This is a genomic window from Bacillus sp. VA15, from assembly GCF_055721145.1.
Map to the genome: position 1 here is coordinate 32,686 of NZ_JBVQPQ010000003.1, position 13,244 is coordinate 45,929.

The window sequence follows — 13,244 nt, forward strand, 5'->3', positions numbered from 1 at the left end:
ACCAAGGGCTGTTCGCCCTTGGTATTTTTCAAGTTTTCGCCTTCAGCCCTCGCCAAAAAATATCGAAGGAAATCTCTAAAGATCGCTCAAATGATTGTTTATTCTCGTATACCAGCTGAATGTTCAGACCGTCAAAAAGAGTGATGAAGGCTATCGCACACTTCTCGGGCGGACAGGTGATGTCCGATTCTTTAAAAACAAGTGCAACCCGGCTTTTCAAAGCATGCAGAAACATCAGGTACTGGGCTGAAATAAAATCACTTACTTCAGCAGGAGCCTTAAACGACATCGCCTGCAAAAAGGCTACATTGGGCATAGCATGAAAGCGCACCTGCGTTTCTTTTAAAAAATCATATATAAGATTCTTGGCTGGCAAATGCTTTCGGGATTCAAAAAAATCATTGATAAACGCTACTTCTTCTTCAACAATCTCGGGGTATACTTCCATCAGCAGATCCTTCTTTGACGAGAAATGGTAGGACAGAGATTGTTTCCGAATTCCCAATTCTTTTGCAATATGTGCCATTTTGACTCCCTCGTAGCCAAGTTCATTAAATTGGCGAACGGCTGTGCGTTTTATATTCTCACGGGTCACTGTTCTGCCCTCCCTACATTATTTCTCCGTTTTCTCTTGGAACAGATAAATAAAATATATAATAAAAGAAACAGCAGGTACACCAAAACGGAAGCGATATAAAGCTCCTGATAAGAATAGATCGTTGCCACCACACCTAATAACAACGAGCCTCCGCCAATACCCATATCAAAAAAATTAAAGAATGTCCCCATAGCATCCTCATGTTCATGCTCTTCTACAAGATTGATACACCATGTCTGGATAGCCGGAAATATTGAGCCGAACCCAAAACCGTAACATATTGCCGCAGTAAAAAACATTGCATTGGTTTGGGCAATATATAATATTGAAAGGCCTGCTATTGAAAATATTGATGCGGGGATAAGGATGGCTGCCGCTCCGAATCGGTCAAATATTTTCCCAGAGATAAGACGTATAAAAAAACTGGCTGCCGCAATCAGAAAGAAAAACATTCCGACACTTCGGAAACCCTTTTCGATCGCATAGAGTGAAAAGAAGGACATGATCCCAGATGCAGCAATGCCTACTAATAAAATAAGAAACGAAGGAAACAGCACACGTCTTTCTAACACCTTTACCTTTACCTTTACCTTTACCATTCCCTTTTCAGCCGTGTCTTTTGCTTCAGGCCGCCTCCGCACAAGTGCAGCCATAAGCACAGCCAGTAAAAGAATGGACATCCCGCCAAGAAAAAGCCTCTCAAAATCATAAAGCTCCAGTGCTGCGATACCAATCATAGGTCCAACCGAAACTGCAATCGTTTCGCCTACCCCAAAATATCCAATCCCCTCACCTCGGCGCTCCTTCGGAATAATTTCCGCGGCAATCGTGGCAAAATAAGTAGTCGCTAATCCAAAACCGGCACCATGTATTAAGCGAATGAGCAATAGGGCGCTCACATCTGACGCCAAATAATATGCACCGGTTGAGCAGGCACTGATAACAATTCCAAATATAAGTAAGTATTTTTTGTTAAATCGTTTTGCCAAAACCCCTGCAAAAGGACGTATGGCAATGGCAGATATCATAAAAATACCTGTAACCAATCCGACTTGCTTTGCCCCTCCTCCGATAGCAGTTACAAACAATGGCAATGTCGGCAATAACATTTCAAACACCATAAATAAAAAGGCATTTGAAAGTGTGACAAAAATAAATGATAAGGACCACATTTTTGCAGTATGTATTTTTTCCACTTGTAACTCCATCAGCTTCTCCTCCTATTTCTGTTCATCGATTTATTTGATCACACTCACTTTATCTGACTATAGTCAGATTGTAAACTGTTAATATAAATAAAACTTATGATAATCGTTTATTATTAAATGGTTCCCAATCACAAAACTGACATTAGTCAGATTCATTTAAATGGAGGAAAATAAGTTTGGTTAGTCGTTACAGGCGAGGAGCTCCATAGAATATTGACAAAAAAAAAGAACAACACATGTTGTCCTTTTTCTTTATATTTTCAAACCTTCCCATGACCTTAATGTCTCTAGAGATGACTTAAAGTACCCCGTCACCACTTCCAGATAGCTATTTCCTTTTACCGGAGTAAAAGGGTCAGGACCGGCTGCCACCATCTCCATAATAATCGGGCCTTTATAACCGATAGAATGGAGTGCTTCGATTTGCTCTTTCAGATTGGAATGGCCGTTTCCGATGGCCTGGCGATTTGAATCAGCCACGTGATAGACTCCGAGTTTCTGCCCTGTCATTTCAATGGCCTTCACAGGATCAGCCTCTTCTATGTTCATATGATACGCATCGAGAAGAACATCGAGTTTGGAACTGCCGACATCACGTATGAATTGTAAAGCTTCTTCGCCAGTGATCACTTGATGATTTTCGTACCGGTTCAATACTTCGAATACCACCTGAATTTGTAATTCCTCCGCTTTAGCCATAATCTTTTTAGAGCTTTCGACCAATAAACTCCAATCCCTCTCATCATCACCGCTCCCTCTCACTTTGCCGACATCACCGTGAAGACAGATACGGGGAGCGCCTAAATCCACAGCCCAGTCCAGTAAGTCCAAGAAATATTGTACAGCCTTTGACCGAACCTCTTCATTCGTGCTTGAAATATCCACATTCCTTGGCGTTACCGATAAAACCTTTACATGATGAGCAGCCAGTGTTTCGGCAAGCTCTTTCGGATTCAGGGAAATATCCCCCTCGACCTCAACTCCGTCTACTCCGATTTCTGCAGCCAGCCGGCATTTTTGTTCAAATGGAATGCTGCCGAAAGTCCATAAGCATAACCCATATTCTCTTCCCATATTGAAATCCCCCTTTTAGAAAGATGAAGCTGTATTCTTTGACATGATTTCTCCTTCAATCTGTTCCAATGATTTGCCTTTTGTCTCCGGCACAAATTTATAGACAAAGAGAAAGGCAAGGACGCCAATGGCACCGTACATGAGAAATAAAATACCTGTACCAATCAGATCTAAAAGCAGCGGGAAGGACAGCGACACCGCAATATTTGCCAGCCACAGACAAGTACTTGCGATCCCCAATGCCGTCCCCCTGATGTGTAACGGGAAAATTTCAGCCAGCACAACCCAAACGACCATTCCCCAGCTCGCTGAATACGCTACCATAAACAAGCATAAGCAGGATAACAGCAGCCACCCGGGTGCATGAAAGAAAAGCGTACTGACCCCCAAAATACCAAGTGCCAAAGACATTCCGACATTGCCAATCAGCATGAGGTTTCTTCGGCCTATCATATCAATCAGCAGCAAGCCGAGGATCGTAAATAAGACATTGATAATGCCGATGCCAATGGTTCCTGCAATGGCACTGGAAGCGCCGAACCCCGCATTTTCTAAGATCGTCGGTGTATAATAAATAATCGTATTCGTGCCTATCACTTGCTGAAAGATGGCGACCCCAATACCGATAAATAAGATCGGCCTGATTGCCGGCGATAATAATATTGATATTGAAACACGCTCTTCCGTCTTGATCTCTTTCATACTGCGAATCTCAGCATCGATTGTTTTCGGATCTCTCGTCAGGAGCAAAATATGGCGTGCTTCATCCTCACTTCTTTTCTGCAACACCCATCGCGGGCTTTCAGGCATAAAAAACATGCCGGCCATGAGAATGAAGGAGGGAATCACTGCTAATAGGAGCATCAGATCCCACCTGCCGGAAGATGAAAAAACAAAGTTCACAATATAAGCCATGAGAATCCCGAAAGAATTCATCAGTGTATTCAATGAAGCGATTCTGCCTCTGATTGCGGCAGGTGCCATTTCTGACAAATACAAAGGAACAATTGCCGAGGCTCCTCCAACCGCTATGCCCAGTTCTATTCTGAATAGTAATAATATTCCGATATTATGAGCCAGGCCTGTTCCAATGGCTCCAATTGTAAAAAGCACACCCAGCCAGATGATGGTTTTTTTCCTGCCATAACGATCGGAAAATCTTCCGCAAAAGGCTGCGCCAACTAAAGCGCCAATCAGCACTCCGCTGACAACTAATCCTTCTAAAAATGGAGTCAGCTCCATGTCTTCCCTTATAAACAGCAGAGCACCGGATATTACACCTGTATCGTACCCGAACAGCAAACCTCCTAATGCCCCGAAAAAGTAAATAAGACTGATATAGGCCTTTTTGGATGTCATCAAGAAACCTCCAACTTATTGTATTTGACGTTTAAGCAAGGGAGATTCCTCCGTTTTAGAGAAAGATCTCCCAATGCCAAAAGGGTTATAACAGTGAGGCCGTTGAATCCCGCACGATTAATGAAGGAGACAGCATCACCCGCTGTACCGCTTTCTTTTGCTTTGAATGAGCCATGCCGTCTATCAGCAGTTCAATTGCCTTTTCTCCCATTTCTTCAGTCGGCTGTGCGATTGTCGTTAACTGAGGATCACTGATCTTTGCCAGGATGCTGTTATCAAACCCAACCAGTGAAAGAGATGAAGGAATAGAAATGTGAAGCTGCCTTGCAGCCTGCAAAACCCCTAAACCAAGCAACTCAGTTGTCACAAAGACAGCCGTCGGCCTATGTTTCTGATGAAGCAGCTTTAAACTGATGTCTTTACTGGCTGACAAGTCATACGGACAGTCCAGAATGGCTGATTCATCGATTTGGATTCCTGAAACCTGCAGTCCTTCTTTAAAGCCGATGACACGATTTTTAATTGATGTATTGTTAATCTTTTCTGCTATGACAGCTATGTTTGTATGCCCTAATTGGGCTAAATGGACGGCTGCCTCATATCCCCCTTTAAAATCATCCGCCACTACAGTGTCTACAGGCAGATGCGGTATATCTCTCGATAGCATGACAACAGGCATGTCGCTTTCAATCAGTTCACGTATCGCCTGACTGTTCTTGAGACCCGTCGCCACAATAATGCCGTCTACATGTTTTTGCTTCAGCATGGTGATATATTCTTCTTCTCTCAGCGAATTGTTGTCCGTACTGCATATGATGACACTAAAGTCCTTTTTACGGCCGCTGTCCTCCACAGCTCTGGCCAGCTCGGCCATAAATGGATTAGCGATGTCAGGAATGAGCAGCCCGATGGTCTTCATCATTTTTCTCGTTGAAGTCACAACACTTGGCTGATATTGAAGCTCCTCAATCACTTTCCAAATTCTTTTTTTCGTTTTTTCACTTATATTGCCTGTATGATTAAGAACCTTTGAAACTGTAGAGATTGAAACGTTTGCTTCCTTCGCAACATCATAAATGGTTGTTTTCATTAAGAAGGCCACCTTTATAAAATAGATCCTCTCTAGTATAAACGAATGCCGACAGGAATTTCTTTTTAAAAAGGCGCTTCTTCTATGAAAAACTCAAACCGTTTGCGGCACTCCGTCTTTTAATGTGACAGGCTGCTTCATTTTGCAAGATTCTATACAAGCTGCGGCAATGGCAAGTGCTGCACGCGCATCTTCACCTGTTACTGAGGTTGGATTATTATTTCGAACGGCATCAACAAACGATTGCAATTCATCAACATAAGCATCAAATAATAAATCCTGGTCGTAGCGAATTGTGTTGTAGCTGACTCCGTCTTTGTTATACCTTGTCATGTTTGTATGGCGGATATCTCCGATGGTCAGCATGCCTTCAGAGCCGAACACTTCTCCGCGGACATCATATCCATAAACGGCCTGGAAGTTCGCTTCCGCCGTTGCGATCGCTCCGTTATCAAATTTGATCGTGACAACTGCAGTATCCAAAAAACCTTTGTCTTTAAAATCAGGTCTGACTAGCGCATCAGCAGCGGCATAGACTTCAATCGGCTTCGCATTTGGATTGAGGTAGAGTAACGTATCAAAGTCATGAATCAGCGTCTCTAAGAAGATCGTCCATTGAGGAATTGGTGTCGGATCACCGAGTGCCGGGTCTCTTGTGATGGAACGCATTAACTGAGGCGTGCCGATTTTTCCCGCGCGGATTTCCTCATACGCACTGCGAAAGCCTTTAGCGAAACGTCTGTTAAAACCGATCTGAAGCGGAACAGACTCTTCATTCACTACCCTGGTGACTTCATCCGCTTCTTCCAGCGTGACAGCCATCGGTTTCTCACAAAATACAGCTTTCCCCTTCTTTGCCGCTGCAATAATGTTTGCGGCATGCGTCCTTGCCGGCGAAGCAATAATGACCGCATCAATATCCGGGTGCTCCAGCATGTCTAACGGATCTGTAAACGCTTTAATATTTGAGCCGAGCTTTTTCGCTAATGCTTCTGCATTACCCGGAACCGGATCTGCAACCGCATACAAATCTGCCCCTTTCACACGGAACGCAATACTTTCTCCATGAAAAGCTCCCATCCGTCCCGCACCTAATAGCCCAACCTGTACATTTCCCATGATTACCACTCCCATTCTGCGAAAATAAAGAAAGTCTTTCCCTATATATCATTAGAAAATAAAAGTAATTCCCAAAAATATTTATAATAATAATTTAAAAACAGGGAAAGTCTTTCCTAACTGTTTTCAATTGTAATCCCTTACATTTTACAGGTCAATCTTTTTTTGCTGTTTTTAACAGCAGGCCTCTCCTTAGCCGTCGATCAAGCCTGCGATAATTCATGTTCATGGGCAAAAAAATATCAAGGGTGCGCGGCCCTTGATCATTCAAATGGAAATTTCCCACAATAGAAGGGAGGTGATGAAGAAATGCAGAAGATTATTAAATGAAACAAACAAAGTGAGGATGGATCATATGACTGAAGACTTTTACTGTGATGAGGTATTTAGCGGCAAAACGAAAGTGAATAAGGTACTAGAGACAGATAACGTATTGGCATACTATCATACAAAGCCTTTTTATCCAGTCCATATTGTGGCTGTTCCTAAGAAACATATTTCCTCATTGATCACCCTGGAAGAGCACGACCATGGCTTGCTTCTTGAATTAATGGGTGTCATTCAAAAGGTCGCTTCCATGGTGACGGAAGAAAAAGGCGCATGCCGTGTGATCACCAACTTAGGAGCTTACCAGGACTCTAAACATCTACATTGGCATATTGTGTTTGGGAAACCGCTTAAGTAAGCGGCTGGGGTCAGCACAGCTGTTTCCGCATACGTATATTGGTCATGGCATAGCCCATCTTCTGATAAAGATAGACGGCTGTCTCGTTGTGCGCAAACACATGAAGAGCAAGTCTTTCCGCACCAAGCTCTCTTGCTCTTTCATCCAGCGTTTGAAGCGCCAATTGAGCCAGCCCTTTACCGCGAAAGGCTTCATACAATCCAAAGGAATAGATAAACGCTTCCTTTTGCGGATGAAACGGATCAGCATACAGCCAGAGCCACCCCATCCTTTCTCCTTGTTCATTTGTGATGTTCCAAAAATAATGATTGCTGCTGTTTCGTCCCTCCGGAATCATGTTTTCATATGCCTGCTCCGATTTTTCGAACGCCTCCTTTTCTGTCCAATTTCCCGATTTTATGTTTTGTTTCGCATAATTTTGCACGGACATCCCGCGAAATGCTTCGAACTCTTCTACAGTCATGTCTTCCAAGGTTAACGTCATCCTGTTTCCTCCTTATGAAAAAAGTCCAGCCAATGCCGGACAATCACTGCGTACAAATAAAAAATAAGCTGGTTTAAGCCTCTGACTCTCTATCATTCGATAAGAGAAATAGATTTCCTGCAAACCAAAATAAAAGACTGTGGAAATATAAGAGAAAAGCTTACGTGAACTCTCTAATAATGATCATGATCGAAACAATCAAACAGATCGCTGCGGGTATCGTCATGAGAAGCGATTGATGCGCTCGAACAATGTGCGCATGAACCGCTCCCGCCATGAGAACGACAAACAGGACGCCTGCTCCAAATGCTGCATACCGATTCCAAATTCCCGCTGTCATAGCAAGTGCCCCAGCTATTTCAAGAATTCCAGTAACAGTCAGAAACCATAATGGATATTGATAATGCCGCCAATGCTCAACTTGAAAGGGAACGCGGAACACCTTTATGATGCCTCCCGCGAGCATAAAAGCTGCCAAACTGACTTTCATAATCATAGATATCACCTTACGTCACTCCCTTTTGGAAGCATCCCGTATATTAAAAGATTTACAACCTCTGCGGCGAGGCTTGCCGGATCTTTGATTCCGGTTAACAAAAAGGAATCCGTTAAATGTTCGATCATGCCGATCAAACACTCAGCGACCGTTTCCATGTCCAGCTCGGAGTGAAAATAGCCAAGCCGCTGTTCTGCTTCTAGGTTTTCTTTCAAAGCCATCGCCAAGTCTTTTTTCATTTGTTTCGCCTCTGGGTTGAGAAAAAAGCCGATCTTGGTTACATCCTTGTCCTCAGCCAGACATTGAAAAACAGTTTCCACAGCAGACAGCACCCGTTTTGACACATCCTCCGTGTGTAATCCGTTTTCTAGGAGGAGTGACTCTGTCAGCTTTCTGACACGGGAGTGAAAATCGTTGATTAACTCCTCAAAGATCGCTTCTTTGCTTTGAAAGTACAGATAAAAGGAAGGCTGCGTCAGTCCCGCTCTTTTCACAATTTCACTTACTTTCGTTTCATGAAATCCCCAAATCGCAAATTCATTAGCAGCAGCGTTAAGTAATCGTTTCCGGCTTTCTTCCCCTTTACGTCCTTTTTTGCTTTTCAACTAGGATCATCCTCCACAAAAAGATACTCAAAAGTAATGTTACTTGTGAGTATTATTTCATGCCGTTGGATTTTATGTCAATAAATTTCATTTTTATCCAGACTTGGCCGCCCGTTTTATCCTCATATCATTAATACAGGCCGCCTCATTCTCTTCTGCTTATTGAATCCCCAATACAAGGAACAATTGGATGCAGCGGCGCATACTGTACTGTACAGAATGATGGAAGGGTGTGATGGGATGCCGACTACAGTAATCAATCTATATTATTTGAAGATCAACAGCATTTCAGGCAATGGTTCAATTACAATAGGCGAAGCCGCGCATAACAGCCATACCGCCAATAATAAATCTCAAGGGATCAACTCTTCTTTCGGTGATACATCACCTACAGAATCCGTAATGGAAAACTTCTTAAATGATCCTGATGTTAATGACCAGACATCTATCGGCAGCTCTGCTACATCCAATGTTAATACACCTCCGATTGTACCGCCGCCAATCTTAGATTAAAGGGGTATCGTTTATGCCATATCAAATTAATATCGCGAATATTAAGGTTAATGGAGTTACGCAAAACGGGAATGTGGATATCGGTCCAACTTTGCATAACAGTCATACAGCGAACAGCAAGTATTTTGGAGCAAACTTTTCTTTAGGGGATTTTTCGCCTTCTTCTTCGCTTTTAAACACTGGAAATCTTGATACTGACGTCAGTGACCAAGACAAAATCGGAAATTTTTCTGCACCAATTGCAAATCAAATATAAGGAGAACGTCATATGGATATCGAAAAAATACGAAAATGGCTTGAGATTACGAATGAATATAAGCAAAGTGATTTTTGGACAAATGTGCTCAAGCATAAAGCCCCAGAACAATTTTTTGATTCCGATACTTATACGTTCGTTTATGACTTTTATCAAGATGAAGAGAATAATTTTATCATTGTGGAAATGCCCGGTGTGTATGAAGAGGAATTAACGATCCGCTTAATATCTAAAACCCAGCTGCTGATCAAAGGAACGATCACGCCTGTTTTTCCCGCCGAAATGGAGGTGCTGCGTGAACGGTATTACGGCGAAATTGAGCGCACTATTCAGCTTCCTGAAGCCACCGAATCCCATTTATTGCAGCTTCAGCTGTTAAACGGGCTTCTTCACATTTCGTACCCAAGACAAGTCGAAACCATCGCGTTTGATAAAGGGCTTTAATAAGATACATTTATACCATCTAATCAACAATCAGTCATGGTTGAGAGACTGTGAATATGATCCTCAAATGAACCCGCCCGGTATTCTTATACGAATGAATGACCACCCTTTCGGATTTCAAAGAAATCTAAATTAAACTGGAACTTCACTTGGGAAGATTTTGTTCTCATTATATCTGATGTCATCTTGCTGAGAATGTCGGGATTTCTATCGGAACGATTATCGTTCAGCCCATCATCGAACACAACCTCATCAAAACACTGATCGCAGCTGCAATCTTTACGATTGCTCTCTTTATGTAATGGCTTCAAGTGAAGGCTAACTGGAAAAGCGAGAATCGTTATTGATAATAGACATGTACATACAGAAAACTTAAAAAAATGAGGCTTACAGCTGATCAGCTTGAAATGCAACTGAGACTTCAGAGAGTACCTACCGGATGTCAAAAAAGCGACATTAGAAGCAAACGGCCAGTTAGGGTTAGAATAGATAAAATCAATGAGAATGTAAAACCAAGTCCTCATAAGCCGCATTAAAAAGACGCCTGTTTTGGACGTCTTTTCGATTTTTTCACGTTATTTTTTACCGTTTCGTTTAACCAATCGATCCTCACGCTGCGTAATCTAATAAGCAGTTCATACAGAGAGAGGAGAAATATAATGGACAAACATCCAAATATTCATTCGATTTCTGGAAACAGCGTCTCGAATACTGGCGGCGCATTTTCTATCAGTCCGCTAACGATGTCTAAATCAGAATCCGGTGCTGGTGGATCGAATACGGGAATTGTTTTTCAATATAACCTTTTTAGTCAAACAAGCTCCACCAATAGTCAATATTCGAGTCAACAAGTGATAAACTCACTTCAAGAGCTTATCCAAAGCTTTTAGCCAATTTTTAAACATTTTGATGAAAGTGCCTCTCCAGCTTTTGTATCTCACCTTTTGTCAGGAAATCACTCAGGTGTTTTTCGTTTATTTCTTTACTTTTTAAACAGTCATTCCGTCGCCGATTGGGATCAGCAGGGATTCCAGCTGAGGATGCTGAGCCACTGTTTTATTGAATGTCCTCATGACTTCTGTATGGCGCCGGGGTGCAGCCTTTTGATCTGCCACACTGCCACCTGCAAGCACATTATCTGCAACAATGACAGCACCTGGCTTTGCAAGCTCAATGCAATGTGTCAAGTACTGTTCATAATTCCCTTTGTCAGCATCGATAAAGAAAAAATCAAATCGCTTATCACTTTTGACCAATTGTTCAAGGCTTTGCAACGCAGCACCTGTCATATATGTGACTTGACCGCCAAAGCCGGCTTTTGTTAGATTGCTGTGCGCTAACTCGGCATATTCCTTCTTTAATTCAAGAGAGGTTAAGGTTCCTTCTTTCCCGAATCCTCTGGCAAGGCAAATTCCGCTATCCCCCCCGAGTGCCCCAATCTCCAGAACATGTTTGGCGCCTGAAATGGACACAAGCATGGTGAGCAGCTTTCCAGCAGAAGGAGATACAGATATAGAAGGCATACCATTTTCTTTGATGGACGAAACCACTTCTTCCAAAAGATCATCTTCATTAGAAAACACGAATCAATATAACTGTTCATTTGTTTCATTCGGTTCCTTTCCTTTCTCTCCATTTTCTGAAGATGCCTCTGTATCTTCACCTTTTCCGGATACATCCTTTGCTTCACTTTCATGTATTTCAAATAACTGGATAAATTCGTTGATCACCATATCAATGGCTTTTAATTCGCCGACAAGCATTTGCTGGATAGATTGGAATTCCGGCTGTTCTAACTGCTGCTTAATAGTCGCGCGCTTCAAATGCATCATCTCTAAAAAGGCAATGGCCCTGCCACGGCGAAAAGTTTTTGGTCCATGATGCTGTGAACCGCCTCTGCCCCTGTGACGATCCCCACGATGATGCCCTTCTTTCTTAACATCTTTGCTCTTCATTCATAAAGCCCCTTTCCTACATTATGTGATCCTAATTGTATACAAACGTATACAAAGTGTCAGATGATCATTTGAATATTACTGTTTCTAAAAAATCAAAAAGGATGCTACACCTTGTAGCACCCTTTTTTGCTTCACTTATTGGTTTGTTTAGAAATGATTTTGCTGGATTTGATGTGATGTTTCTATGCAAGCCCAATGATATTCCACAGGATGGCGCTGAAAATATGATGAAGTGAGGAATACTGATATGCTGATGGATCAATCACTTATATCCCATGATTGATCCTCATTCTATAATGCAGAACATATTGATTCATTTGCTCCAGCTCAATTTCAGAAAGCTCCTTTTCATTTGGAAAGCGTAAAGCTTTATTCATCTTCATATAACTGATAAACCCTTTTCAGCCTTTCTTCGAGCTGTTCAAAATGAACAAAACGGGCTTCTCTCAGAAACTCAGTCCCATCGATGAACAAAAGAAGCACAGGGACGGTGAAGACTGAAAATCTGCCGGCGACCTCTTCTACATCGTCAGCATTGATATGCCCCAATGTGATGTTTGGAAACTGATCCAAGACTATTCTGAGCTGCGGCAGAACAGCGTGACATACTGTACAGCCGGGCCTTGATATATAGATAAAACTGAATTGATGCTGTTTAATAAAATTCTCTATAGCATCTAATGAATGTAATTCTGTCATCTCTTTCATCCATTTACTCCTTCAAATTGGTCTGTCTTTCATGACCAAGCTCATCGATACGTATCATTCACTATACACATTTATATTTATTATATCCGCTTTTTTGCTTTGCAGGGTACCTGCAAGTTTGCCCGAAAATCGCAAAACAAAAGAACAGTTACCGCATGCCAGTAACTGTTCTTAGATACTTTCGTATTAAAAATGCAAAGCGTAAGCCCCTGAACCGATGAGTGCAACCCCGATGGAGACTGCAATCAGCACCACGTTATATTCAAAACCGCCGGCGCCATTCGCAAATCCTTTCGCTCCATGGACTTTTACGATAGCACCTAACATAATGATCGTGATGATAGCAGCTCCAAGCAGGAGGAACACACCTAAAATAAATAGAATTCCGCTTACTAATTCCCCAAGACCTGATAAAGCGGCCGCGACGTTACCTGGTTTAACCCCAATTGACTCGAACCATTGTCCGGTTCCTTTAATCCCGTATCCGCCAAACCAGCCGAATAATTTTTGTGATCCATAAAACAGAAACACCACACCAATCATAATACGAATAAGCAATAGTCCTGCATCTTCCATTTTTATCTCTCCTTATTTTTCATGTAACATGATATGCTGAAAGGCACCAGTCTGACTCTTTGCCGCCAGTA

The 13,244-nt window shown here is 42.3% G+C and carries 17 protein-coding genes and 2 pseudogenes; 6 read left to right on the top strand and 13 right to left on the bottom strand.

What is annotated here, in order from left to right; translation table 11 throughout:
• Positions 1-28: 28 nt before the first annotated feature.
• From AC0DBE_RS09870 to AC0DBE_RS09895, 6 genes are all read right to left on the bottom strand, one after another.
• Entirely contained in the window at positions 29-595 is a 567-nt protein-coding gene (locus tag AC0DBE_RS09870) for a TetR/AcrR family transcriptional regulator (RefSeq protein WP_061186297.1), read from the bottom strand.
• Complete coding sequence (locus tag AC0DBE_RS09875; RefSeq protein WP_472961983.1) at positions 592-1,806, bottom strand: MFS transporter; 1,215 nt, start codon at positions 1,804-1,806, stop codon at positions 592-594. The genes AC0DBE_RS09870 and AC0DBE_RS09875 overlap by 4 nt, the downstream gene beginning before the upstream one ends.
• Positions 1,807-2,058: 252 nt before the next feature.
• Entirely contained in the window at positions 2,059-2,880 is an 822-nt protein-coding gene (locus AC0DBE_RS09880; RefSeq protein WP_326199711.1) for a sugar phosphate isomerase/epimerase family protein, read from the bottom strand.
• 15 nt (positions 2,881-2,895) lie between these two features.
• Positions 2,896-4,239, bottom strand: a complete 1,344-nt coding sequence (locus tag AC0DBE_RS09885) for a sugar porter family MFS transporter (RefSeq protein ID WP_014112833.1) — start codon at positions 4,237-4,239, stop codon at positions 2,896-2,898.
• A gap of 85 nt (positions 4,240-4,324) precedes the next feature.
• Positions 4,325-5,329 (bottom strand): LacI family DNA-binding transcriptional regulator, encoded by a 1,005-nt coding sequence (locus AC0DBE_RS09890; RefSeq protein WP_014112832.1) that lies wholly within the window; start codon positions 5,327-5,329, stop codon positions 4,325-4,327.
• A 93-nt stretch (positions 5,330-5,422) separates the two neighbouring features.
• Positions 5,423-6,448: a Gfo/Idh/MocA family oxidoreductase gene (locus tag AC0DBE_RS09895; protein WP_061186294.1), complete on the bottom strand. Its 1,026-nt coding sequence runs from the start codon at positions 6,446-6,448 to the stop codon at positions 5,423-5,425.
• Positions 6,449-6,749: 301 nt separating this feature from the next.
• Between AC0DBE_RS09895 and AC0DBE_RS09900 the strand changes: the two genes are divergently transcribed.
• Complete coding sequence (locus AC0DBE_RS09900; RefSeq protein WP_061186293.1) at positions 6,750-7,133, top strand: HIT domain-containing protein; 384 nt, start codon at positions 6,750-6,752, stop codon at positions 7,131-7,133.
• Positions 7,134-7,143: 10 nt separating this feature from the next.
• Here AC0DBE_RS09900 and AC0DBE_RS09905 read toward each other — a convergent pair whose 3' ends face one another.
• The 3 genes from AC0DBE_RS09905 to AC0DBE_RS09915 all read right to left on the bottom strand — a co-directional run bounded on the left by AC0DBE_RS09905 (position 7,144) and on the right by AC0DBE_RS09915 (position 8,718).
• On the bottom strand, positions 7,144-7,617 hold the full coding sequence (locus AC0DBE_RS09905; RefSeq protein WP_472961986.1) for a GNAT family N-acetyltransferase: 474 nt from the start codon (positions 7,615-7,617) through the stop codon (positions 7,144-7,146).
• A 160-nt stretch (positions 7,618-7,777) separates the two neighbouring features.
• Positions 7,778-8,122, bottom strand: coding sequence for a DoxX family protein (locus AC0DBE_RS09910; RefSeq protein ID WP_072183076.1), 345 nt, complete (start codon positions 8,120-8,122; stop codon positions 7,778-7,780).
• Positions 8,119-8,718, bottom strand: a complete 600-nt coding sequence (locus tag AC0DBE_RS09915) for a TetR/AcrR family transcriptional regulator (protein WP_014112828.1) — start codon at positions 8,716-8,718, stop codon at positions 8,119-8,121. Before AC0DBE_RS09915 ends, AC0DBE_RS09910 begins: the two co-directional genes overlap by 4 nt.
• A 240-nt stretch (positions 8,719-8,958) precedes the next feature.
• Between AC0DBE_RS09915 and AC0DBE_RS09920 the strand changes: the two genes are divergently transcribed.
• From AC0DBE_RS09920 to AC0DBE_RS09940, 5 genes and pseudogenes are all read left to right on the top strand, one after another.
• Positions 8,959-9,231 carry a spore germination protein gene (locus AC0DBE_RS09920; RefSeq protein WP_041520868.1) on the top strand — a complete coding sequence of 91 codons (273 nt, stop codon included), beginning with the start codon at positions 8,959-8,961 and terminating at the stop codon, positions 9,229-9,231.
• Between the two features lie 13 nt (positions 9,232-9,244).
• A complete protein-coding gene (locus AC0DBE_RS09925) occupies positions 9,245-9,487 on the top strand; it encodes a spore germination protein (RefSeq protein WP_014112826.1) in 243 nt (80 codons plus the stop codon).
• 12 nt (positions 9,488-9,499) lie between these two features.
• Positions 9,500-9,931 carry a spore coat protein CotP gene (cotP, locus tag AC0DBE_RS09930; RefSeq protein WP_061186289.1) on the top strand — a complete coding sequence of 144 codons (432 nt, stop codon included), beginning with the start codon at positions 9,500-9,502 and terminating at the stop codon, positions 9,929-9,931.
• A gap of 195 nt (positions 9,932-10,126) precedes the next feature.
• A pseudogene (locus AC0DBE_RS09935) lies at positions 10,127-10,417 on the top strand (YetF domain-containing protein); the annotation flags it as partial.
• A gap of 173 nt (positions 10,418-10,590) precedes the next feature.
• Entirely contained in the window at positions 10,591-10,821 is a 231-nt protein-coding gene (locus AC0DBE_RS09940; RefSeq protein ID WP_090557254.1) for a spore germination protein, read from the top strand.
• Between the two features lie 99 nt (positions 10,822-10,920).
• Here the strand turns inward: AC0DBE_RS09940 and AC0DBE_RS09945 are convergent.
• The 4 genes and pseudogenes from AC0DBE_RS09945 to AC0DBE_RS09960 form a co-directional block, all read right to left on the bottom strand.
• Positions 10,921-11,543 (bottom strand): annotated as a pseudogene (locus tag AC0DBE_RS09945) (O-methyltransferase).
• On the bottom strand, positions 11,518-11,886 hold the full coding sequence (locus tag AC0DBE_RS09950) for a hypothetical protein (protein ID WP_014112822.1): 369 nt from the start codon (positions 11,884-11,886) through the stop codon (positions 11,518-11,520). Before AC0DBE_RS09950 ends, AC0DBE_RS09945 begins: the two are co-directional and overlap by 26 nt.
• 372 nt (positions 11,887-12,258) lie before the next feature.
• Positions 12,259-12,597 (bottom strand): thioredoxin family protein, encoded by a 339-nt coding sequence (locus AC0DBE_RS09955; RefSeq protein WP_061186287.1) that lies wholly within the window; start codon positions 12,595-12,597, stop codon positions 12,259-12,261.
• A gap of 186 nt (positions 12,598-12,783) precedes the next feature.
• Positions 12,784-13,173, bottom strand: a complete 390-nt coding sequence (locus AC0DBE_RS09960) for a DoxX family protein (RefSeq protein ID WP_472961990.1) — start codon at positions 13,171-13,173, stop codon at positions 12,784-12,786.
• Between the last annotated feature and the right edge of the window lie 71 nt (positions 13,174-13,244).